Genomic DNA, 20602 nt, shown 5'->3' with positions numbered 1-20602 from the left:
AAGCAGATTCAACGCGCGCTGATCCGCCCGCCCCGGCGCCGCATGCCGGCGGTGGCCAGCGCGCCCATGCCGAGGCCGCCGTGGGCATGGCAGATGGCGCAGGCCAGCGCGTCGGCGGCGTCGGCCTGCGGTGCGGCGGCCAGTTCGAGCAGGCGCTGCACCATGTGCTGTACCTGGTCCTTGTGCGCCTTGCCATGGCCAACCACGGCCTGCTTGACCTGCAGCGCGGTGTATTCGAGCACCGGCAAATCGCAGGACACCGCGCCACAAATGACTGCGCCGCGCGCCTGACCGAGCAGCAGGGTCGATTGCGGGTTCACGTTCACAAAGACTTTTTCGACCGCGACCTGATCGGGCTGGTAGGTGGCGATCACCTCGCGCACGCCGTCGAGCAGGGTCTTGAGCCGGCCGGGCAGCTCGCCGTCCTGGGTCTTGATGCAGCCGCTGGCCACATAGCGCAGCTGCTGGCCGAGCGTGTCGATGACGCCGAAGCCGGTCACCCGCAGGCCGGGGTCGAGCCCGAGGATGCGGGTGGCGGTGATGGCCGAGGCGGTGCCGCTCACGGCGTGGCGACCGGCGGGTCGTTGAGGTCGGGGATGAGCAGCAACAGATCGGTGGCGCCCATGTCGACGCCGGACTGCGACAGCAGCGTGGTGGCCTGACCGCGGTGGTGGGTCTGGTGGTTGAAGAAATGCATCAGCAGCGCGAAGACATTGCGCGTGGCCGGGATGCCGCGCATGTTCTGATAGGGCAACACGGCGTCGAGATCGGCATCGGTGAGCGTGCTCGCCCAGTCGGTAATCAGGGCGTCGAGTTTTTCGCGATGCGCGGTGAGTGCCGGCAGGTTGGGGCAGCGCGGCGCGTCGAGGGCCGCGGGTTGCGGCTCGTCGCGCAGGGGGGCCAGCGTGGTGAGGCAGGCCGGCAGCGTGGCGAAGCGCTTGAGCCAGACCGTGTCGGCGACCACGATATGGTTGAGCGTGCCAAACAGCGAGCCGAAAAAGGCACCGCGGTCGGCATGCAGCGCGTCGTGGTCGAGCGTGGCCGCGGCCGCGTACAGGCGCTCGTTCATCCAGCGGTTGTAATGCGCCATTGCGCGCACATGAGCGATCCGGTCCATGGCGACGACCGGTTAACCGACAACCACGGCCGTGCCGCTCACGCACACCATCAACATGCCGTTGTCGGAGCCGAGTACTTCGTAGTCGACATCGATGCCGACCACGGCGTTGGCACCGAGCTTGGACGCGGCCTCGGCGGCTTCTTCGAAGGCGATATTGCGTGCATCGGCCAGCGTGCGTTCATACGCCCCGGCGCGACCGCCGACCACGTTGCGCACGGCGGCGAACATGTCCTTGAAGATGTTGGCGCCAATGATGGCCTCGCCATTGACCACGCCGAGATAGCGGGTGATGGTCTGGCCTTCGAGAGTGGGGGTAGTGCTCATCAGCATGGCGATACTCCGTCGAGGGGATGCCGGCATTCTAACGCCGCGCTCGGCAAGCCGTGCCGGTGCGATGCGTCAGGACGCCGTGCTCGGCGTCAGACGACCCATGAGCTCAAGTCGATATCCGCCATCGGGACGGGCGCGCGGCTGCATGACGACCAGTTCGCCAGGCGCCGGATAAATGCCGCTCAAGGCGGTGATGTTGACCTGATGCGTGACCCAGATCCGGTTGCCAGCGATCGGGTTGGCCAGCCCGGCCAGGGCGGCGGCGGTGGCAGCGTCGGCGCGATGGCGGGCATCGAAGAAGGAGTCCAGTGGCGGCCATGGGATCATCGTCGTCTGTGGCGGGAAGGCCAGCTTCGCAGTGTCGAGGCAACGACACCATCGGCTGCTGCGCACTTCGCCGACGGGGATGCGCTGCGCACCGAACCACGCGCCCAGTGCGCGGGCCTGGTCGCGTCCGGCGGCCGACAGATTCCGCTGAGTGGTGCAGTCGTCGAGTCGGAAGCCGGGGGGATCACCGGTGCCGGATTCGGTCGCGGCATGCCGGATCAGCACGACAAGGCCGCCGGAGCGCAAGGCATCGACCAGGCGCGCGTCATTGAGCGCGGCGGCATGTGGGCTCAGAAAGCAGAGTAGTAGTGCCCAAAGGCTGGCCCATTGGCCGATGGACACGAAATGTTGGGAGCGAACATCAGGATCGGTCATGGCAGGCTACCTCTCATCGGCAGACTGCTTGGGCGGGCGAAGGTTCAGGCGCGACGCGCCAGCCACACCCCTCCCACCGCCACCCCCATGCCGGCAATCGCCATCGGCGAGAGCGTTTCGTCGAACAACGCCCAGGCGATGACCGCGGTGACCGGCGGGGTGAGGTAGAACAGGCTGGCGACGTTGGTGGCGCTGCCTTGGCGGATGAGGAGGTTGAGCAGGCTGATGGCGCCGACCGAGAGCACCAGCACGAGCCATAACAGCGCGAAGATGAAGCGGCCGTCCCACTCGATCTGCAGGGTTTCAGTTTGCGCGGCGACCAGGCCGGTGACGAGCAGGGCGGGCAGGAACTGGATGACGCTGCCGGTGCGCAGATCGAAGCTGGGGCAAAAGCGTTTCTGGTACAGCGTGCCGACGGTGATGCCCATCAGGGCGATAAGGGCGGGCCAGAGCATGTGCCACAGGCTGCTCGTGGTGACGGTGTCGATCTGCGCACGACCGCCGACCACCAGGGCGACGCCGACAAAGCCGAGCGCCAGGCCGAGCCATTGCCGGGCGGTCACGCGTTCACCCAGAAACCAGCCGGCGCCGACGGCGGTGAGGAGCGGCTGCATGCCAACGACCAGCGCGGCCACGCCCGCTGGCAGGCCGTGCTTGATGGAGACGAAAACGCCGCCAAGGTAAAGGCCGTGGAGCAGAAAGCCGTTGGCGGCGATGTGGCCGGCCATGGTCCAGCTGCTCGGCCAGGGCGCGCGGCTGACAAGTGCCACCAGCAGCATCACGGCGATGACCAGCACGTAGCGCACACTCAGAAAGGTGAGCGGTTCGGCATAGGGTAGCCCCAGCTTGGCGCCGATGAAGCCGGTGCTCCAGAGCAGGACGAAAAACACCGGGAGGAGGGCTTGGGCGCGCGGATTCATGTCGGCATTGTCGCCCAAAGTCTGTGGTTTGACCCGGAACGCATTGTGCGGGGCAAGCCGGGCCAGTCAACGAAAAACCCCGCCACACGGACGGGGTTTTTCGTGATGCGGGTAAGTCGCTTACAGGCCGGCGTCGGCGCGCAGCTGGGCGGCCTTGTCGGTGGCTTCCCAGGTGAACTCGGGCTCGTCGCGGCCGAAGTGGCCGTAGGCAGCCGTCTTGCCGTAGATCGGGCGCAGCAGGTTGAGCGTCTGGATGATGCCTTTCGGACGCAAGTCGAAGTGGCGGCGCACCAGGGCTTCGATGTGGTCTTCCTCGATCTTGCCGGTGCCGAAGGTGTTGACCATCAGCGACACCGGCTGGGCCACGCCGATGGCGTAGGCGATCTGCACCTCGCACTTGTCGGCCAGGCCGGCGGCGACGATATTTTTGGCCACGTAACGGCCGGCGTAGGCGGCCGAGCGGTCAACCTTGGACGGGTCCTTGCCGGAGAACGCGCCACCACCGTGGTGGGCTGCGCCACCGTAGGTGTCGACGATGATCTTGCGACCGGTCAGGCCGCAGTCGCCGTGCGGGCCGCCAACCACGAAGCGGCCGGTGGGGTTGATCAGGTAGCGCACTTTGTCACCGACCATCTCGCTCGGCAGCACCGGCTTGATGATCTCTTCGATCACGGCTTCGGAGAGCTGGGCGTGGGAGATGTCCGGGTGGTGCTGGGTGGATACCACCACGGTGTCGATGCCCACCGGCTTGCCGTCCACGTACTTGACGGTGAGCTGGCACTTGGCGTCGGGGCGCAGCCACGGCAGGCGGCCGTCCTTGCGCAGCTCGGCCTGGCGCTGCATGACGCGGTGCGCGTAGTAGATCGGCAGCGGCATCAGCGAGGGGGTTTCGTTGCAGGCGTAGCCAAACATCAGGCCCTGGTCGCCGGCGCCCTGGTCGAGATCCAGGCCTTCGCCTTCATTCACGCCCTGGGCAATGTCGGCCGACTGGCGGTTGATGGCGGTGAGGATGGCGCAGGACTTGTAGTCGAAGCCCGAGGACGAGTCGTCGTAACCGATGCGGCGGATGGTGTCCTGCGCAACTTCGCGGTAGTTGATGTGGGTGCTGGTGGTGATCTCGCCCGAGATGACGACCAGACCGGTGGACACCAGCGTCTCGCAGGCCACGCGGCCGTTCGGGTCGTCGGTCAGGATGGCGTCGAGGATCGCGTCCGAGACCTGGTCGGCGACTTTGTCGGGATGGCCTTCGGACACGGATTCCGAAGTAAACAGGAAGGCATTAGCCATGAGTGAGCAGCTCCAAAAACAAAAAATCCCCGAACATCGCTGGCGAGGCCAGCTCCGGGGATTTCTGTCGAGCGGCGACGCTTTAGCAGTATTTGGCCGCCGAAGCAGCCTGCCGCCCTGCAAGTTGTCTTTAACTCGGCGGTAGCCGCGGATTATAGGACAACTTGCAGCGCATGCAAAATCGCTGCACGGGTGCGCCCGCTGAACGGCGGAATCGGTTATAAACGCGCTCGTGCCCGCTCAGGTTTTGTTCCGCCTTCTTGCTGCCCTGCCGCTCTCGTTCGTGCATCGTCTCGGTGCGCTGGTCGGGTGGCTGACCTATGCGCTGTCGCCCAAGTACCGGGCACGCCTGAAGGGCAATCTGGCGCAGGCAATGGGGCCGGCGGCGAATCGTCTGCGCGCCAGCGTGATTGCCGAGTCGGGCAAGCAGGCGCTGGAATTGCCGTGGATCTTGCTGCGCCCGCATGCCGAGGTGGTGGCCAAGGTGGTGCAGGTGACGGGTTGGGACGTGGTCGAGGCGGCCAAGGCCGAGGGGGCGGGCATGCTGTTTCTGGTGCCGCACCTGGGGGGGTTCGAGGTCACGGCCCAGTACTACGCGTCGCGCGGCAAGATCACCGTACTCTACCGCCCCCCCAATTTTGCTGAACTGATGCCGCTGATCACGTCCGGTCGTCAGCGCGGCGGCATGAGCATCGCGCCCGCCGAGTTGAGCGGCGTACGCAAGCTGATCAAGGCGCTGCGCAGCGGCGAGGCGATCGGCATGCTGCCCGACCAGACGCCCGATGTGGGCGAGGGCATGTGGGCGCCGTTTTTTGATCGCCCGGCGTGGACCATGACGCTGGCCGCGCGGCTCAGTGAAGTCAAAGGTGTGCAGGTGATCTGCTGCTGGGCCGAGCGACTGCCCGGCGGGCGGGGCTACCATATTCGCTTTCAGGCGCCGACCGAGCCTGTTGAGGGCGACACCGCCGCCCGGGTGGCGGCGATCAACCGACAGATGGAGGCGATGATCCGCGCCTGCCCGACCCAGTATCTGTGGGGTTATCACCGCTACAAGCGGCCGTCGAAGGTGGCACCGCCGGAGGGGGAGGCATGAGCGCGGCCGCACGGCCGCCCGAAGGGCGCGCGATCTTCCCGCGGGGAGGACGTCGCGATAGCGACTGGAGGGGCGTCCCATGAGCACGACCGCACAGCGGCCTTTGCAACGATTGCACGTCTGCGACAGGCGGGCCGTCCAGTGAGCCGTCTGCTGGTCGCCTTGCTGTGGCTGCTGCACTGGTTGCCGCTGGCGGTGCTGGCGCCGCTGGGCGAGGCACTGGGGCTGCTGCTCTATCGGGTGGTGAGTGCGCGTCGCAAGGTGGTGCTGACCAATCTGCGGCATTGCTTCCCCGAGTGGTCGGAGGGCGAATGCCAGCAGGTCGCCCGCCGGCACTTCCGTTTGCTGGGGCGCAGTCTGTTTGAGCGCGGCTTGCTGTGGTGGGCGCCGCGCGAGCGGCTGGAGCGCATCATCCGCATCTCGGGAGTGGAGCGGGTGCAGGCCTTGCTCGATGCCGGCACGCCGGTGATTCTCATGGCGCCGCACTTCGTCGGTCTCGACATGGGCGGCACGCGGGTGACCATGGCCTTCGATATCGTCAGCATCTACGCGCGCCAGCGCGACAAGGTGATCGACCGCTGGCTCCATCACGGCCGCAGCCGTTTCGGTGACCAGCACCTGCTGCCGCGCGATGAGAGCATCCGCAGCACGGTGCGGGCGATGAAGGCGGGGCGGCCGTTTTACTACCTGCCGGACATGGATCACGGGCGCAAGGAGTCGATCTTCGTTCCCTTCTTCGGCATTCAGACCGCCACCATCACCGGCCTGCCGCGCTTTGCCCGCATGGCCGGTGCGGCGGTGGTGCCTTGCCAGACCCGCATGCTGCCGGGCGGCGCGGGTTATGAAGTGACGCTGGGCGAACCCTGGGCCGACTACCCGACGGGCGATGTTGCCGCCGATGTGGCGCATATGAACGCCGAGATCGAACGCATGGTGCGCGAGGCCCCCGAGCAGTACTACTGGGTGCATCGCCGTTTCAAGACCCGGCCCGAGGGCGAGCGGCGCTTCTATTGAGAAATTGTGAATAAATCGACGGGGTTTGGCATCTCCGGCTTGGGCGGTGCTCGCAATGCTCATGGTATTGAGCTCATTCCGCTTGCCGCGCGCCGGCCGCCCCCGACCTGCCGGCGCTCGCTACGATTTCTTCACAACTTCTGAGGCGTGTCGTCGCGCGCGGCCAGCCGCGCGAATACCAGCGGGAAGGCGCCGCTGCCCGCCAGCGCAATGCCCGATACGAGCATGACGATGCCGGCGCCGTCTGTGGCCAGCAGCGGATGCCAGTCGGCGCCCAGACCGGCCGTCAGCGCTAATCCAAAGATGGTGCACAAGGCGCCGATCGCGATCATCAGCGACGCGAGCACGGGGGGTGATTTTGGGCGCGCTTCGGTCATCTCAGGGGCTCCGGCGGATGCGGTGTTTGCGCAGTTTGTTGGCAATCATGGTGTGCGAGGTGTTCAACCGGGTGGCGAGGCGTCGGCTCGACGGGTAGTGCGGATACAGCCGGGTCAGCAACACGCGCTCGAAGTCGTCAATGGCGGCGGTCCAGTCGGTGATCTGCTCGGGCTGCAGCGTGTCGTCGGCGGGGCCGGCGGCGCCGGCCAGGTCCACATCCTCGGCATCAATCAGCGGGCGGTCCTGCATGGTAACGGTGCGGAAGATCACGTTCTGCAATTGACGCACATTGCCCGGCCAGTCGTTGGCGGTGAGCTTGTCCAGCGCGGCGCCCGACAGGCGCACCGGCGGCCGGCCTGACTGAGTGCAGGCGCGGCGGATGAAGTGCTGGGCGAGCAGCGGGATGTCGTCGCGGCGCTCGCGCAGCGGTGGCACCTGCAGGGTCAGCACGTTCAAGCGGTAATACAGATCCTCGCGGAAATCGCCCTCGGCCACCATGCGTTCGAGATTGCGATGGGTGGCGCTGATGATGCGCACATCGACCTGCGTTTCGCGTGAGCCGCCGACGCGGCGAAAGCGCCCGTCGTTCAGAAAGCGCAGCAGTTTGGCCTGCAGGTAGGGCGACATTTCGCCGACTTCGTCGAGAAACACCGAGCCGCCGTCGGCCATCTCCAGCAGACCGGGCTTGCCGCCGCGCTGGGCGCCACTGAAGGCACCGGGGGCGTAGCCGAAGAGTTCGCTCTCAGCCAGGCTCTCGGGCAGCGCGGCGCAGTTGAGCGCCAGAAACGGCGCTTCGTGCCGGCCACTCGCCTGATGGCAGGCCAGCGCGATCAGCTCCTTGCCGGTGCCGGTTTCGCCCAGCAGCATCAAGGGGCTGTCAGTGCCGGCCATGCGTACGGCGCGCTCCTTGACCGCGCGCAGCGCCGTCGAGCTGCCGAGAATGGCGTCAAAGCCGTGATCGTCCGGGTGTTGCAAGGCGTGCAGACGCTCGCCGATGCGCTGCGGCGCGTGAAGGGTGATCAGCCCGCCGACCGGCGGCGCGTCGGCGCCATAGGCCGGGTCGTGGATAGGCCGTACGTCGAGCAGAAACGGTTTGCCGCGGACCGAAATTTCGCGCGCCGGCACGCGGAAGCCCTGGCGCAGCAGCTCGTCGGCGAGTGCGCGGTCGTCGAGCAGTTGGTGCAGCGTCACCTGCCCTCCGGCGTCTCGACTGCCATCGGCCAGCGGCGTGGCGGCCGGGTTGGTATTGATCAGCCCGCCGCCAGCATCAACCGCCAGCACCGGGTCGGCCATGGCCGCCAGCAGCGCCTCCAGGTGCAGGCGCTGGCGCATGCCGGGCAGCATGTCGATCGCCTCGACCGCGACCACGCCGGGCACGCTGAACAGCGCCGCGCGTGTCTCGAGAAAGTAGGGCTCGTGCAGGTCGGGGGCGTCGATGTAGACGTGGGACATGTCCACCTCCACATTCACCACGCTCAGCTGGCGCCGCGCCATCTGGGCGAGGATCTCCTGGGCGATACCGACTCGATCCTTGAAGGTGACGACAAGACGCATGCTCGGGTTCGCGGTGTAAACGAAGGGCTACAGTGTATCGATTTGTTTACGGCTGGCGCAAGCGCTTGATTCAGCGCGCAAGTTCGACGCTTGCCGGCGATAAAAGACAGGCCGGTGTAAATAATTGTTTACGATTGCCGCGCGCAGACGATCAGTTGATTCCTCTGCAAGCCAATAAAGTCGCGGATTTTTGCGTGTGGCACGACGCTTGCATAGGATCTGCTCTTGCCAAGCCGGACATCACCGGATCGCAGGGAGGAGACCCCCGTCATGAAGATCGATCGTGTTCAGCGACAGTTGCTCAGCGAGCTGCAACTCAATGCACGTGTCAGCAACCAGGAGTTGGCGGATCGCGTCGGCTTGTCGGTGTCACCATGCTGGCGGCGGGTGCGCGACCTGGAAACCTCCGGCCTGATCAAGCGCTACGTGGCGGTGCTTGATCGTCGTAAACTCGGCCTGGGTACCTGTGTGCTGGTCAATTTGCAGCTCAAGACGCACGACGCGCGGGTGACCGATCAGGTCGAGCGGCACATCCACTCGCGCCGCGAGATTGTCGAGTGCTATGCCTTGTCGGGCGATAGCGATTACATGCTCAAGGTCTTCCTGCCGGACGTCGAGAGCTACGCCATGTTCATGCACAGTTTTTTGCTCAAACTGCCCGAAGTGGCGACGGTGCGTTCGGTTGTTGCGCTGCGCGAAGTCAAGCACGACACCGCCTTGCCGATTTGAGGCATCAGAGGGGCGTGTGCGAAGTGGACGCGCCCGCGCCGCTGCGGGACAATGCCATCCCAGTAGACATGGCGGGATGCGGCAATGCGACTGCGCTTTACCAAGATGCACGGGCTGGGCAACGACTTCGTCGTGCTCGACGCCACGCGTGCGCCTATTGACCTGACTCCTGAGCGGGTCCGCTTTCTGGCGGATCGCCACTTTGGCGTTGGTTGCGATCAACTGCTGGTGGTCGAAGCCCCGACCCAGCCCGGCGTTGATTTCCGTTACCGCATCTTTAATGCCGATGGTGGCGAGGTCGAGCAGTGCGGCAATGGCGCGCGCTGCTTCGTGCGCTTTGTGCATGATCGCGGCCTGACCGACAAAACCCACATCCGGGTCGAAACCCAATCCGGCCTGATCGAACCGCGCCTTGAGGCGGACGGGCAGGTGACGGTCGATATGGGCGAGCCGCGACTCGATCCCGACGATGTCCCCTTTGATTCCGACAGCGATGCGGTTGTCCAGCCCTTGTCGCTGGGTGATGTGCGCGTCCTGATCACCGCCGTCAGCATGGGCAACCCGCATGCCGTGCAGGTGGTGGCTGATGTCGATGCTGCCCTGGTGACCACGCAGGGGCCGTCCATCGAAACGCATGCGCGCTTTCCGGCGCGGGTCAATGCCGGATTCATGCAGGTGGTGGACGAGCACCATATCCGCTTGCGGGTGTGGGAGCGTGGTGCGGGCGAAACCCTGGCCTGCGGCACTGGCGCCTGCGCGGCCGTGGTGGCCGGTATTTTGCGCGAGTTGCTGGTCAGCCCGGTGCAGGTGGAGACGCGCGGCGGCGCATTGAGCATTGCCTGGGATGGGCCGGGTACGCCCGTGCTGATGACCGGGCCGGCGGTAACGGTATTCGAGGCCGAGATTGAACTGGACTAACAGCGTCGCGACAGGCGCGAGGAGACATGCGTAGATGAAGACCGATGACATCGTCCAGTTTCTCAAGGACAACCCCGATTTCTTCGAACAGAACGGGGAACTGCTCGATTCCCTCACCGTGGCGCATCCGCATAACGGGCAGGCGATTTCGCTGGCCGAGCGGCAACTGCATGCCCTGCGCGAAAAAATCCGCCAACTTGAAGTCAAACTCACCGAACTGATCCGCTTCGGCGAAGAAAACGACGAAATCAGTGAAAAAGTGCACCGCATGGTGCTTGCCCTGCTCGACGCCGACAGCTTCGAAGGCGTGCGCGATGCGGTGTTCAGCCATCTGCGCGAAGACTTTTCGGTGCCGCATGTGGCCATCCGCATCTGGAACAGCGTGCTGCGTCGCGATACCGCCGAGTTCACGCCGGTCTCCGAAGACATCCGGTTCTTTGCCGGCGACATGCGCCGCCCCTTCTGCGGCAGCCCCGCACATGTCGAAATCACCGACTGGTTTGGCGAAGCCGCGCCGCATGTGCGCTCCGTCGCGCTGGTGCCGCTCAAGCAGGACGGTCGCCTGCTGGGCCTGTTGGCCATGGGCAGCGAAGATCCCGAGCGTTTCTATGCCGAAATGGGCACCTTGTATGTGAGCCGCATCGGCGAGATGGTCAGCGCCGCGGTTCAGCGTCGCCTGGGCTGACATGACCGAGGGGCGCGCCGTCTCGCCCTTCGATCCGCTGATCGACGCTTACCTCGGCTACCTTGCCAGCCAGCGCCGGGCCAGCGCACACACCCTCACCAGTTACCGTCGCGAGCTGCTCAAGCTGGTCGCGTTAGCCGACGGTGCAAGTCCTGACGCCATCACCACCGCCCAGATCCGGCGCTTCGCCGCCCGCCTGCATGGCGGGGGTCTGTCGCCGCGCTCGGTGGCGCGGGCGCTGTCGGCCTGGCGCGGCTTCTTTCGCTGGCGGGTGCGCCATCACGGTGCGGCCGACAACCCCGCCGAGGGCGTGCGTCCGCCGCGTGCGCCGCGAACCTTGCCTAAAAACCTCAGCCCCGACGCCATGGTCGGCCTGCTCAATGCGCCGCCCGCCGACCCGCTGGAAGTGCGCGATCACGCCATGTTCGAGCTGCTCTACAGCGCCGGTCTGCGGCTGGCCGAGCTGTTGTCGCTGGACGTGGATCGCGGGGTGGATGTGGCGGCCGGCGAAGTCACCGTGACCGGCAAGCGCGGCAAGACGCGCATCGTGCCGGTCGGCCGCGCTGCCTTGGCCGCGCTCGACGCCTGGCTGGCGGTCCGCGCCGACATCGCCCCGGCCCACGAAAAAGCCCTGTTCGTTACCCGGCAGGGCACCCGCCCGTCGCAGGCGGCCGTGCGCAGCCGGCTTGATCGCTGGGGCAAAGTGCACGGCGACGGCACGCATGTTCATCCGCACATGCTCCGCCACAGCTTTGCCAGCCATGTGCTGCAATCGAGTGGCGACCTGCGCGCGGTGCAGGAGATGCTCGGCCATGCCAGCATCCGCAGTACGCAGGTGTATACCCATCTCGATTTTCAGCACCTGGCCAAGGTGTATGACGCGGCGCATCCGAGAGCACGGAAGCGGGGGAAGGACTGACGCCTTCCGGTGGGCGCTTTCCGGCCAGTGCTACTTCGATGATTCGTTGGCCGGGTTTCGCCCCGGCGGGCGAGTAACTTTCTTGTAGCGACAAGAAAGTCACCAAAGAAGCGCCCCCGCTGTGCCGCCGGCTTCGCCGGTGCCCTCTCTGCGCCCGCGCCCGGCGGGTCGTGTCGCAAACTCGCCCTGCGGGCTCAGACAAGCGACACGACAATTCCCGCCGGTCACGTTCTCCGTTCGGCGGCACAGAAGGGGAGGGGCTCGCGGGTTCGGCTTCGCCATCGCCCGTGCGTAAAAGCGCCACCCCGTAGGGCGGGTTTTAATTGTCATCAGCGTTTTTCGTAGGCCATTGGTGAGGTGAAACCAGCCTCAAGAGAGGCTGTGGCCCCGCTGTTTCAGGCTGGCATCTCTTCTCCCCTCTGTCGTGCCGAGTGCAGCAAGTGTGGGGCGGAAAGAGCGGCTTCGCTGTTTGAGCCCGCAGGGCGAGTTTGCGAAGCTGCCCGCCCCGGGCTTGCGGAGGGAGGGGAGCCCGAAGGGCCACGACAGCGGGGTGTGCTTCTTTGCTTACCTTTCTTGCACAAGCAAGAAAGTAAGTCGCCCGCCGGGGCGAGACCCGGCCAATGCCCAGACGAAGCACGCACCGCCGTTGCCAAACGACCAACTGGTCACAAGTCCTCCCCCCGCGTACACTCGCAGGCTTTCGAATCTCACAACGCACCCATGGCACAGCTCATTCTCAAGTCCGGCAAGGATCGCGCCTTGATCCGGCGCCACCCCTGGATCTACGACTCTGCCGTGGCGCAGCTCGATGGTCGTGCCCGGCCGGGTGATACGGTCACGGTGCTGGCCGATAGCGGCAAGGTGCTGGGCAAGGCGTCGTGGTCGCCGGAGTCGAAGATTCGGGCGCGGATGTGGACCTTTGATCCCGACGAGACGGTGGATCACGCCTTCTTCAAGCGCGCGGTGGCGGCCTCGGTGGCGCGTCGGCAGACGCATCCGGCATTGGCGGGACAGGACGGACTGCGGCTGATTCACGGTGAGTCCGATGGCCTGCCCGGCGTGGTGGTGGATCGTTACGGACCGGTGGTGGTGATGCAGCTGACCAGCGCGGGCGCCGACAAGTGGCGCGATGCGATTGTGGCGGCGCTGGTGCAGGCGACCGGCTGCGCGGCGGTGTACGAGCGCTCCGACTCCGATGTGCGTGGACGCGAAGGGCTGGAGCCGGTGACCGGCTGTGTGTATGGCGAGCTGCCGTCCGATCTGTCGATCATCGAGAATGGCGTGCGCATGGCGGTGGATGTGGTCGGTGGCCACAAGACCGGTTTTTACCTCGACCAGCGCGACAATCGCCGGCTGACCGGTGAGTTGGCGGCCGGGCGGCGGGTGCTCAACTGTTTTTGCTACACCGGCGGCTTTTCGTTGCAGGCGCTGGCGGGCGGCGCGACGTCGACGCTGTCGATCGACTCGTCCGGTCCGGCGCTGGTGACCGCGGCGGCCAATCTGGCAATGAATCCGCAGCTCGATGCCGGCCGCGCCGAGTGGCGTGAGGCCGATGTGTTTGCCGCGCTGCGCGAATTGCGCGAGGCCGGCGAGCGTTTCGACATGATCATTCTCGATCCGCCCAAGTTTGCGCCCTCGGCGGCGCATGCCGAGCGCGCGGCGCGTGCCTATAAAGACATCAATATGTATGGCTTCCGCCTGCTTAATCCGGGCGGCTTGCTGATGACCTACTCGTGTTCGGGCGGGATTGGTATCGAGTTGTTCCACAAGATCATCGCGGGCGCTGCCTCCGATGCCGGCGTGGACGGCCGCATCCTGCATCGCCTGGGTGCGTCACCGGATCATCCGGTGGGCCTGTCGGTGCCTGAAGGCGAGTACCTGAAAGGACTGACCTGCCAGGTGGGTTGAGTGCGTTTGGCCGGGCGTTACGTTTTTCCACAGCCTGGGTGGGCATGAGCGGGCAGTGGCGCCGGTATACTGGTCGGGCGTCAGCTAACCCATGCTGAGACGTGTGTCGTCCGGCATTGGCTGAGTACGACAAAGGGGGGTGTGATGGAATATGAAATGTGGATGATTGTGGTTGGAGTGGGGTTGGTGACGCTGGTGCTGGGCTTCATGCTCGGGCGCATCTTCAGCGGCAACAAGAGCCGCATGGTCGAGTTGCAGATGGAACTGGATCGCGTGCAGACCGAGCTGGCCGATTACAAACAGGATGTCGAGGCGCATTTCGACAAGACCGCGTCGCTATTCGTGTCCATGGCCGGCTCCTACAAGGACTTGTTTGATCATCTGTCGTCAGGCTCCGAGCGGATTTCGGCCGGGCCGGCGCGCAAGCGCTTCCGTGAGCGGGTCGATGCGATGCTGCTCGGCGAGGCTGCGGACACCAAGCAGCTGACCAGCGGTGTTGCCGCCGCAGCGGTGACGGGGGCGGCGCTGGCCGATGCGGATGACGCCGAGGAGGGCGATGCCTTGGCTGCCGACGCCAAAGCGTCAGTAGCCGAGCCGGCGGATGACGCCACGGATGTGGCGCAAGCGCCCGAAGCCCCGGATGCGCCCGCGCCGATGGGGGAGGTGGCTGACGAAGCGCCCGCCGCGAACGCGGCTGAAGGCGCCGAGGAGGCCGCGACGGCGACGTTGCCGGAAGCGGATGCGGATAGCGCCGAGTCGGATGTCGAGTCGGACGCCGAGCGTCAGAAACCCGGCTAAACACACTGGCCCGCCGTCCGGGCCGCGACCGAACGGGAGGCACGGATGGCCTTTGCTTTTGAGGAACTCGATTTTCAGACGACTCCGCTGGGCGATATCAGCCTGCGGCGGCGTGCCGAGCCGCGTCTGGCCGGGCGGATCGTGTATGAGGTGAAGCTGAACGACGACTTTCTCATGTCGAGTCTGTTCACCGAGTCTGAAATCCAGCTCGCCCGGATGGGGCTGGCGGCGCTTGAGGGCGATGCGCTGGATGTGGTGGTCGGCGGGCTGGGGTTGGGCTATACCGCGGTCGAGGCGCTGGCCAACCCGGCCGTCCGATCACTGACGGTGATTGACGTGATGGCCCCGGTCATCGATTGGCACCGGCGTGGCCTGGTGCCGCTGGGCCCGACGCTGACGGGCGATCCGCGCTGTTCGCTGGTCGAAGCCGATTTCTTTGCGCGCGCCGGCGCACCGGGCAAGGGCTTTGGTGAGGGCACGAGCGACCAACGCGTGCATGCGGTGCTGCTCGACATCGACCATTCGCCCAGCCACTGGCTGAACAGCGGGAACTGCCTGTTCTATACCGATGAAACGCTGGGCATGCTGGCCGACAAGATTCATCCTGGCGGCGTGTTCGCGCTATGGTCCAACGATCCGCCGGACGATGCCTTCATGCAGTTGCTCGGGCGTGTGTTTGCCTCGAGCGAGGCGCATGTGGTGCCTTTTCCCAATTTCTACACCGGCGGCGAGTCGTCGTGTTCGGTGTATCTGGCGCGCACCCACGCCTGAGGTTCCGATCGCTTGAATCCGGCCTTGGCTACACGGGCCGTTGCCCCGCGATCAGCTCGCGCCCATCCGCCTGCACGGCATAGCAAAGACAGTCCATTTTGGCGATGGCCGGCTGGGTGGTGATCATGAACAGCTTGAGCGGCTGTCGGGTGATCAACTCGCCGTCGGTCAGCATGAGCACGTCCTTGAGCAGGCAGTTGCGGGCGGTATTTTTTGCGACAAACAGCTCCTCCAGCTGCGCGCCGCGCACCCAGCCCAGCGAGGTGCCGGCGGCCGTCACACCGAAGTTGTAGTGCTCGATGTCGGGCCGCAAGGTCAGGTGCACATCGTCCCGCGGCGCATCGGCATAAGCCAGTGAGCACGCGGGAGTGAGTTCGAGGCGCACGGGGTTGCGCATGACGTCGACGTCGATGTCGGCGCGGCGGGTCAGTACGTCGGGGCGGCGAAAGAAGTGATCGATGCCGGCCCAGGCCACGGTGTGGGCGGCGTCGTCGGTCCGGCCGCCGCATTCAATCGTCACCGTCGGCACGAGGTGCTCGCTGATTTCCATCAGCGAGCCGAGGCGCAGATCGGTGTGCACCAGGCGCCGGGTGAACAGTGTGGTGAGGGCGAGGTGGGCGTCGTCAGCGCAGATCGACACGCCAAACGAGGGGCCCGAGCCGGAGGTGTTGTGCAGGTCGATCACCGCCTCGGGCGTGAAGTGCACCAGCAACTCGAGAATGCGCTGCGCCAGCATGCCTTGCGCGTCGATGTCGAAGGGCGCGCGAAAGCAGCGGTTCAGATCGCGCCGACCGGAGAGCACGCGGTGGCTGAACACCGGCGGGTGTTGCGCCGCCTCGACCGCCGCGATCACGCACACGATGGTGACTGCGGGCTGAATGCCGGCGTGCAGCCAGCGGTGCAGCGCGCGTACGCCCGAGGGCTCGTTGCCGTGGAGCAGTGTGACCAGCGCACGACAGCGGCTGGGGTCGGCGCCGGTCAGGACGATACAGGTGGGGCCGTCGAGGGCGGCCAGAAAGGCTTCCGGCGTGTCCCCCAAAGCCTCGGGCATGGGGTTTTGCAGAGTGTAAAAATGCGGCGCCAGGGCGGCGGGCAGATCAGACAGGGGCATTGCGTTCAGTTCCATTCGCCGACCGGCGTGTTCGACAGACTGTGCTCATGGTAGCGGGCCAGCATCTCGCGTGCGGCGCGCTCGGGCGGAAGTTTCGTTTCGAGCCGATGCAGGGCGTCGCGCTGCCAGACGGCGCCGGTTTGTCGGCTGGCCAGACGCTGCTCGATCACCGCGAGATAGCCGCTGGCTTCATCATCCGCGACCCCGATGGCGCGCAGGCCGTCGTAAGCGAATGGCAGGTAGCGCTTGAGCAGGTCGGCGGCGCTGTGTTCGTGACAGCTGCTCTGTTGCGGATCGGGCCACACCAGCCGGGCCGCGAGGCCGTCCTGCGCCGCCCGGTAGAAATTGTACTCGGCCAAGGCGAAGGGCAGCGCCGGCAACAAGCTGTCGATTTGCGGGCGCAGGCCTTCGGCCAGGCCAATGCACAGGGCGGCGTTGGCGACCATGTCGATGGGCGTCGGCCCGGCCGGCAGGGCGCGGATCTCAATGCGCAGATGGCCGCCGCCGGCATCGTCATACACCGGGCGGTTCCACAGCCACACCGAGCTTTGGTGCAGGCGCAATTCTTCGAGCGCCGGCGTGCGGCCCTGGACGAGCTCTTCGAGCGGATCATGCTCGCCGCAGATTGGGAAGAAGGGCGGATACAGCAGTACCGACTCGGCGAACAGCTCGTAGGCGCCCTGACGCACCCAGCCGTGGCCGAAGCCGACGCGCGGGCTCTGGTGCCAGCGGTAACGATCCTTGATGCGGGTGTCGATCGACTGCTTGAACAGCGGCACCCGCGTCTCGTGCCATAGCTCATGACCAAATAGCCCGGGCGAGTTGGCCGACACGGCAAGCACCAGCGGGGTGATCAGCTGCATCGCGTTGAAGGTGTCGGCATAGGCCTCGGGCCTGACCCGGTAGTGAATCTGGAAGGAGGTGTTGGCGCCCTCCAGCGTCACGTCATCCATGGTCAGCTGCAGCGGATCGCGCCCGTCGATGTTCACCCGGAACTGCTCGCCACGGCTTTGCTTGAGGCGATCGACCAGCACCTGATAGCGCTTTCGCTCGGTCATCTGCTGCGGGCCGAAGTCGCCGGGCGTCAGCGTCGGCAAAATGCCGATCAGCACGATGCGCCCGCCGAACTCGGCCGTGCATTGGCGAAAATGCTCGAGTTTGTCGAGCATCTCCTGTTCGGTGGTGCGAAACGCTTGCGCCGAAATCGGGTAGGGCGACAGGTTGTATTCGAGGTTGTAGCGGTTCAGCTCCAGGGTGAGCTGCGGGTCGTGTGCGGCGTCGAGAATCTGCTGATTGACACACAGGGGCCGGCCGTCGGCGTCGATGATGTACATCTCCAGTTCGGCGCCGAGTGAGGTCTCGCCCTGACCAAACCCGCGACGCGCCAAGACCTGCTTCAAGGCCGCAAGATTGTCCTGCAGCCGCTGCGCGAAGGCCTGCTCCATCTGCGGCGTAAAGCCGGTTTCCGAAATTTCGATACCCATGCCTGGTGTCCTCCCCTAGGCGGTGTCGGGGCTATTTTGCGGACACGCCATGGCGTGCCGTCAAGGATTTTCCGTGTGACCGGCATGGTGGCCGGCCGGTTCGCGGGCCGTGCCGTTCGTCGGGGTGACGGAAATTTGCGCCAACTCAAGGCGTTAGGGCGGGCAAATCGGGATCATCGGCGCACGAGGTCAGCGTCAGCGCTGGCCGTATCCGCAAACCCCAAGAGTGAAACCAACATGAACGATAGCAACGTCTTTCCGTTCGACGCCCGCGGCGTGGCCAAGCGCTTCCGCCATGCGTCGATTTTCGGTGCGCTGGAGTCCCTCGCCGACGGCGAGACCATGCGTTTTGTGAATGACCACGATCCGCTGCCCCTGCTGGGCCAGATCCAGCAGCGTTATGGCAACCAGGTCGGCATCAACTATGTGACCCGCGAAGCCGGCGAAATCGTCATCGATTTCACCATCCAGCTCGGCGTGGCCAATGGCGCGCCGGCGGAATCGGCGCCTGAGCAAGGTGGCGGCGGTTGCGGTGGCGGCGGCGGTGGTTGCGGCTGCTCGGGCGGCTGATCGTCGTTTCCGAAACGCAGAAGAGCGCGCCCCTCGAGGCGCGCTTTTTCGTCCACTGCGGGGTGATCAGTACGGCGTGAGATGGCTTTGCGGTGCGGTTTGCGGCTGGGCCTGACCGAAGTAGCCCTCGGTGTGGATCATCTCGTCGGTGGCACCCAGGGCTTTGGCCGCCGCTACGCAGTCGGCGACGAAGGCCGGGCTGCCGGCGATGAACACGCTGTGCCTGGACAGGTCGGGAAACTGCTTGGCGAGCACCTCGGGAATCCGGCCGTGCAGCAGGCCATCGCAGGTCTCGCGGGTGAGCGTGGGGCGATAGGTGAAGTTGCGGTGCTTGGTTTCCCAGTACTTCATCAGCCCGCCATCGTAGAGGTCGGAGCGTTCGCGGGCTGAAAACACGAGGTCGACCGGCTTGCGGTAACCGCGGCGCAGCGCCGCTTCGGCCAGCGAAAGAATCGGCGCGAGGCCCGATCCGGCGGCGAGACACAGCACCGGGGATTCGACCGCGGGGTCGCCAATGAAGGTGCCGTAAGGGCCGGAGAGTTTGACGAGCTCGCCGATGCCGAGCTTGTCGTGCACCCACAGGCTGGTCTGGCCTTCATCAACGCGGGTCACTTGCAACACGATTTCGCCGTCGGGTCGCGGGGCGTTGGCGATCGAGTAGCAGCGCGCGGGGGCGCCGTCGCGCTCGTTGCCGAGGGTGATGTACTGCCCGGGCCAGAAGCGCATGGGCGGGCCAACCGGGCGCAGGCGCAGCTCGACGATGCGCGGCGTGCGCGGGATGCGGTCGGTGACCACGAAGCGCTGGTTCTCGCGCGGTGGAAACAACTTGGGCTTGGCGTCTTCCGTGCCCCACTCGATGACCATCTCTTCGGACAGCGGCTTGGCCATGCACATCAGGCCGAAGCCCTGCGTGCGCTCATCTTGCGACAAGGCCATGTCGAGTACCATGCCCTGGTCGAAGTTGCCGGACACGACCTTGACCTTGCATTCGCCACAGGCGCCGGCGCGGCAGTTGTTGGGCAGCGCGTAACCGGCTTTTTCGAGGGCACCGAGGACGGTGTCACCGCTGGCACACTCCACTTCGCGACCGGAGGGATGCAGGCGGATTCGGCTCATTGTTGTTCTCCTGTTGAGGCAAAAACGGGCCGCCACCTGCGTGGCGACCCGGACGCGGCGTGATGACGATCAGAATACCGGAATGATGTCGTCCATCTCGATCTCGGAAATCTCCTGGCCGGAGATGCCGACTTCGGGAATCGCCGGGAAGGGAATGTCGTAGCGGTCGAGCACGCCCTTCAGGTTGAGCATGGCGTTCTTCCAGTTTTCCTTCTTGGCCTCGTAGGTCGGGATGCCGAAGCCGGCGCCGCGGGCCACTTCCTCGGCCTCGCGTTGCACATCGATGAAGTCGGCCGGGAGGTCCCAGAAGTCCATCGGCGGCTCGAACAGCACGGCCGACAGGAACAGGTAGCCGGCGCGGATCTGCTTGGTGACGATGGCGCGGTCCTCGTCCGGCAGCTTCGGGTAATCGCGCTCCATCAACGCCATGCAGATGGCCATGTGGCGCCCTTCGTCACGACCGATGTTGCGGAAGGCTTCCTTGAACACCAGCTCGCGGGTGTTGTCATGCATCTGCTTGAAGATCGTCGCGGCGGCGATCTCGCCCATCAGGAAGGAGCTGAACAGCACGGCCAGGCTGTATTTGGGCACGGCCTTCTTGTAGCCCGTCCAGTAGCGGCCGCCGTTGTAGTACAGCCAGTGGGCATTGCGCTGCAGCTTCTTGCCCAGCTCGGTCTTGGGTGTGTAGGTGAGCGGGTCCGGGTGCTCGAGCAGGCGGGTGATGGCCAGGCCGCACATCTGCTCATGGTTCTGCTCGTCGCGGGTCACCGAGAAGAAGCAGCGGCGCACCGGGTCTTCTTCATGGTCCTCGTAGCACTTGATCAGCGCCTCGGCGAAAACCGGGGGTGCCGAGGCGTCGAAACAGGACAGCAGGGTCCACCAGTAGGCGATGGACTCGCGCTCTTCCCAGCTATAGCTCTCGACATCGAAGGTGTCCCAGGCCAGTTGCTTGGGGTCCCAGTTTTCGCGCTGCGCGGCGTCCCAGACTTCTTCCATCTTGGCGGTCTGCGCGTTCCACGACAGCGGGAACACATTGGGCTGCGCCGTAACCGGCGGCAGGTCCATGGTGTGGGCAATTTTTTCTTTATTCACTGTCTGTCTCCTCCTGAGTATCCGGGCGTCGCCACGGGCGGCGTCCTGTGCTGTGCGCGCCCTGCAGACAACAGTAGAAGGCGCGCAAAAACGTGTTTTTGAT

At 65.6% G+C, this 20602-nt stretch carries 22 protein-coding genes; 10 read left to right on the top strand and 12 right to left on the bottom strand.

The window, feature by feature from the left end:
- Window positions 1-8 precede the first annotated feature (8 nt).
- From ruvC to metK, 6 genes are all read right to left on the bottom strand, one after another.
- A complete protein-coding gene (gene ruvC / locus FHP91_RS09120; RefSeq protein WP_144309263.1) occupies window positions 9-563 on the bottom strand; it encodes a crossover junction endodeoxyribonuclease RuvC in 555 nt (184 codons plus the stop codon).
- On the bottom strand, window positions 560-1117 hold the full coding sequence (locus tag FHP91_RS09115) for a DinB family protein (RefSeq protein ID WP_144309262.1): 558 nt from the start codon (window positions 1115-1117) through the stop codon (window positions 560-562). The genes ruvC and FHP91_RS09115 overlap by 4 nt, the downstream gene beginning before the upstream one ends.
- Before the next feature lie 12 nt (window positions 1118-1129).
- Entirely contained in the window at window positions 1130-1450 is a 321-nt protein-coding gene (locus FHP91_RS09110) for a heavy metal-binding domain-containing protein (protein WP_144309261.1), read from the bottom strand.
- Between the two features lie 69 nt (window positions 1451-1519).
- Complete coding sequence (locus FHP91_RS09105) at window positions 1520-2152, bottom strand: histidine phosphatase family protein (protein ID WP_144309260.1); 633 nt, start codon at window positions 2150-2152, stop codon at window positions 1520-1522.
- A 44-nt stretch (window positions 2153-2196) separates the two neighbouring features.
- On the bottom strand, window positions 2197-3072 hold the full coding sequence (locus tag FHP91_RS09100; RefSeq protein ID WP_144309259.1) for a DMT family transporter: 876 nt from the start codon (window positions 3070-3072) through the stop codon (window positions 2197-2199).
- A gap of 120 nt (window positions 3073-3192) precedes the next feature.
- Complete coding sequence (metK, locus tag FHP91_RS09095; protein ID WP_144309258.1) at window positions 3193-4359, bottom strand: methionine adenosyltransferase; 1167 nt, start codon at window positions 4357-4359, stop codon at window positions 3193-3195.
- A gap of 232 nt (window positions 4360-4591) precedes the next feature.
- Here metK and FHP91_RS09090 point away from each other — a divergent pair, with 232 nt between their 5' ends.
- On the top strand, window positions 4592-5452 hold the full coding sequence (locus tag FHP91_RS09090) for a lysophospholipid acyltransferase family protein (RefSeq protein ID WP_144309257.1): 861 nt from the start codon (window positions 4592-4594) through the stop codon (window positions 5450-5452).
- 141 nt (window positions 5453-5593) lie between these two features.
- Window positions 5594-6466, top strand: a complete 873-nt coding sequence (locus tag FHP91_RS09085; protein WP_144309256.1) for a lysophospholipid acyltransferase family protein — start codon at window positions 5594-5596, stop codon at window positions 6464-6466.
- A 131-nt stretch (window positions 6467-6597) separates the two neighbouring features.
- Here FHP91_RS09085 and FHP91_RS09080 read toward each other — a convergent pair whose 3' ends face one another.
- Entirely contained in the window at window positions 6598-6843 is a 246-nt protein-coding gene (locus FHP91_RS09080) for a hypothetical protein (protein ID WP_246116266.1), read from the bottom strand.
- 1 nt (window position 6844) lies between these two features.
- On the bottom strand, window positions 6845-8398 hold the full coding sequence (locus FHP91_RS09075) for a sigma 54-interacting transcriptional regulator (protein WP_144309255.1): 1554 nt from the start codon (window positions 8396-8398) through the stop codon (window positions 6845-6847).
- A gap of 270 nt (window positions 8399-8668) precedes the next feature.
- On the opposite strand from FHP91_RS09075, the gene FHP91_RS09070 reads away from it, so the two are divergent.
- The 7 genes from FHP91_RS09070 (at window position 8669) to FHP91_RS09040 (ending at window position 15126) form a co-directional block, all read left to right on the top strand.
- Entirely contained in the window at window positions 8669-9127 is a 459-nt protein-coding gene (locus FHP91_RS09070; RefSeq protein ID WP_144309254.1) for an Lrp/AsnC family transcriptional regulator, read from the top strand.
- Window positions 9128-9211: 84 nt separating this feature from the next.
- Complete coding sequence (dapF, locus tag FHP91_RS09065; protein WP_144309253.1) at window positions 9212-10045, top strand: diaminopimelate epimerase; 834 nt, start codon at window positions 9212-9214, stop codon at window positions 10043-10045.
- Window positions 10046-10079: 34 nt separating this feature from the next.
- Window positions 10080-10730, top strand: coding sequence for a DUF484 family protein (locus FHP91_RS09060; RefSeq protein WP_144174963.1), 651 nt, complete (start codon window positions 10080-10082; stop codon window positions 10728-10730).
- Between the two features lies 1 nt (window position 10731).
- Entirely contained in the window at window positions 10732-11649 is a 918-nt protein-coding gene (gene xerC / locus FHP91_RS09055; RefSeq protein ID WP_144309252.1) for a tyrosine recombinase XerC, read from the top strand.
- A 720-nt stretch (window positions 11650-12369) separates the two neighbouring features.
- Window positions 12370-13557: a class I SAM-dependent rRNA methyltransferase gene (locus FHP91_RS09050; RefSeq protein ID WP_144309251.1), complete on the top strand. Its 1188-nt coding sequence runs from the start codon at window positions 12370-12372 to the stop codon at window positions 13555-13557.
- Between the two features lie 144 nt (window positions 13558-13701).
- The gene (locus FHP91_RS09045; protein WP_144309250.1) at window positions 13702-14355 is read left to right on the top strand and encodes a YhcB family protein; all 654 of its coding nucleotides are present in this window, start codon (window positions 13702-13704) and stop codon (window positions 14353-14355) included.
- A gap of 45 nt (window positions 14356-14400) precedes the next feature.
- The gene (locus FHP91_RS09040; protein WP_144309249.1) at window positions 14401-15126 is read left to right on the top strand and encodes a spermidine synthase; all 726 of its coding nucleotides are present in this window, start codon (window positions 14401-14403) and stop codon (window positions 15124-15126) included.
- Window positions 15127-15154: 28 nt separating this feature from the next.
- Here FHP91_RS09040 and FHP91_RS09035 read toward each other — a convergent pair whose 3' ends face one another.
- Together FHP91_RS09035 and FHP91_RS09030 are read right to left on the bottom strand one after the other, a co-directional pair.
- Window positions 15155-16237 (bottom strand): succinylglutamate desuccinylase/aspartoacylase domain-containing protein, encoded by a 1083-nt coding sequence (locus FHP91_RS09035; protein WP_222105152.1) that lies wholly within the window; start codon window positions 16235-16237, stop codon window positions 15155-15157.
- 5 nt (window positions 16238-16242) lie between these two features.
- A complete protein-coding gene (locus tag FHP91_RS09030; RefSeq protein ID WP_144309248.1) occupies window positions 16243-17721 on the bottom strand; it encodes a glutamate--cysteine ligase in 1479 nt (492 codons plus the stop codon).
- A gap of 237 nt (window positions 17722-17958) precedes the next feature.
- Between FHP91_RS09030 and FHP91_RS09025 the strand changes: the two genes are divergently transcribed.
- Complete coding sequence (locus tag FHP91_RS09025; protein WP_144174981.1) at window positions 17959-18291, top strand: DUF2249 domain-containing protein; 333 nt, start codon at window positions 17959-17961, stop codon at window positions 18289-18291.
- A 66-nt stretch (window positions 18292-18357) separates the two neighbouring features.
- Here the strand turns inward: FHP91_RS09025 and FHP91_RS09020 are convergent, their stop codons facing one another.
- Window positions 18358-19407: a 2Fe-2S iron-sulfur cluster-binding protein gene (locus FHP91_RS09020; RefSeq protein WP_144309247.1), complete on the bottom strand. Its 1050-nt coding sequence runs from the start codon at window positions 19405-19407 to the stop codon at window positions 18358-18360.
- Window positions 19408-19476: 69 nt separating this feature from the next.
- Window positions 19477-20499: a hypothetical protein gene (locus FHP91_RS09015; protein WP_246116265.1), complete on the bottom strand. Its 1023-nt coding sequence runs from the start codon at window positions 20497-20499 to the stop codon at window positions 19477-19479.
- Window positions 20500-20602 lie beyond the last annotated feature (103 nt).

It is taken from the genome of Denitromonas halophila (assembly GCF_007625155.1).
GTDB classification, from domain to species: domain Bacteria; phylum Pseudomonadota; class Gammaproteobacteria; order Burkholderiales; family Rhodocyclaceae; genus Nitrogeniibacter; species Nitrogeniibacter halophilus.
Note: the sequence above shows the minus strand (reverse complement) of the source record. Positions and strands in the feature narration are given on the sequence as shown.

What these genes read in the sequence shown, in the direction of transcription:
- FHP91_RS09115 (WP_144309262.1), bottom strand. Translation starts at nt 1,117, where the DNA reads ATGGACCGGATCGCTCATGTGCGCGCAATGGCGCATTACAACCGCTGG.
- FHP91_RS09110 (WP_144309261.1), bottom strand. Translation starts at nt 1,450, where the DNA reads ATGCTGATGAGCACTACCCCCACTCTCGAAGGCCAGACCATCACCCGC.
- FHP91_RS09105 (WP_144309260.1), bottom strand. Translation starts at nt 2,152, where the DNA reads ATGACCGATCCTGATGTTCGCTCCCAACATTTCGTGTCCATCGGCCAA.
- FHP91_RS09100 (WP_144309259.1), bottom strand. Translation starts at nt 3,072, where the DNA reads ATGAATCCGCGCGCCCAAGCCCTCCTCCCGGTGTTTTTCGTCCTGCTC.
- metK (WP_144309258.1), bottom strand. Translation starts at nt 4,359, where the DNA reads ATGGCTAATGCCTTCCTGTTTACTTCGGAATCCGTGTCCGAAGGCCAT.
- FHP91_RS09080 (WP_246116266.1), bottom strand. Translation starts at nt 6,843, where the DNA reads ATGACCGAAGCGCGCCCAAAATCACCCCCCGTGCTCGCGTCGCTGATG.
- FHP91_RS09075 (WP_144309255.1), bottom strand. Translation starts at nt 8,398, where the DNA reads ATGCGTCTTGTCGTCACCTTCAAGGATCGAGTCGGTATCGCCCAGGAG.
- FHP91_RS09070 (WP_144309254.1), top strand. Translation starts at nt 8,669, where the DNA reads ATGAAGATCGATCGTGTTCAGCGACAGTTGCTCAGCGAGCTGCAACTC.
- dapF (WP_144309253.1), top strand. Translation starts at nt 9,212, where the DNA reads ATGCGACTGCGCTTTACCAAGATGCACGGGCTGGGCAACGACTTCGTC.
- FHP91_RS09060 (WP_144174963.1), top strand. Translation starts at nt 10,080, where the DNA reads ATGAAGACCGATGACATCGTCCAGTTTCTCAAGGACAACCCCGATTTC.
- xerC (WP_144309252.1), top strand. Translation starts at nt 10,732, where the DNA reads ATGACCGAGGGGCGCGCCGTCTCGCCCTTCGATCCGCTGATCGACGCT.
- FHP91_RS09050 (WP_144309251.1), top strand. Translation starts at nt 12,370, where the DNA reads ATGGCACAGCTCATTCTCAAGTCCGGCAAGGATCGCGCCTTGATCCGG.
- FHP91_RS09045 (WP_144309250.1), top strand. Translation starts at nt 13,702, where the DNA reads ATGGAATATGAAATGTGGATGATTGTGGTTGGAGTGGGGTTGGTGACG.
- FHP91_RS09040 (WP_144309249.1), top strand. Translation starts at nt 14,401, where the DNA reads ATGGCCTTTGCTTTTGAGGAACTCGATTTTCAGACGACTCCGCTGGGC.
- FHP91_RS09035 (WP_222105152.1), bottom strand. Translation starts at nt 16,237, where the DNA reads ATGCCCCTGTCTGATCTGCCCGCCGCCCTGGCGCCGCATTTTTACACT.
- FHP91_RS09030 (WP_144309248.1), bottom strand. Translation starts at nt 17,721, where the DNA reads ATGGGTATCGAAATTTCGGAAACCGGCTTTACGCCGCAGATGGAGCAG.
- FHP91_RS09025 (WP_144174981.1), top strand. Translation starts at nt 17,959, where the DNA reads ATGAACGATAGCAACGTCTTTCCGTTCGACGCCCGCGGCGTGGCCAAG.
- FHP91_RS09020 (WP_144309247.1), bottom strand. Translation starts at nt 19,407, where the DNA reads ATGAGCCGAATCCGCCTGCATCCCTCCGGTCGCGAAGTGGAGTGTGCC.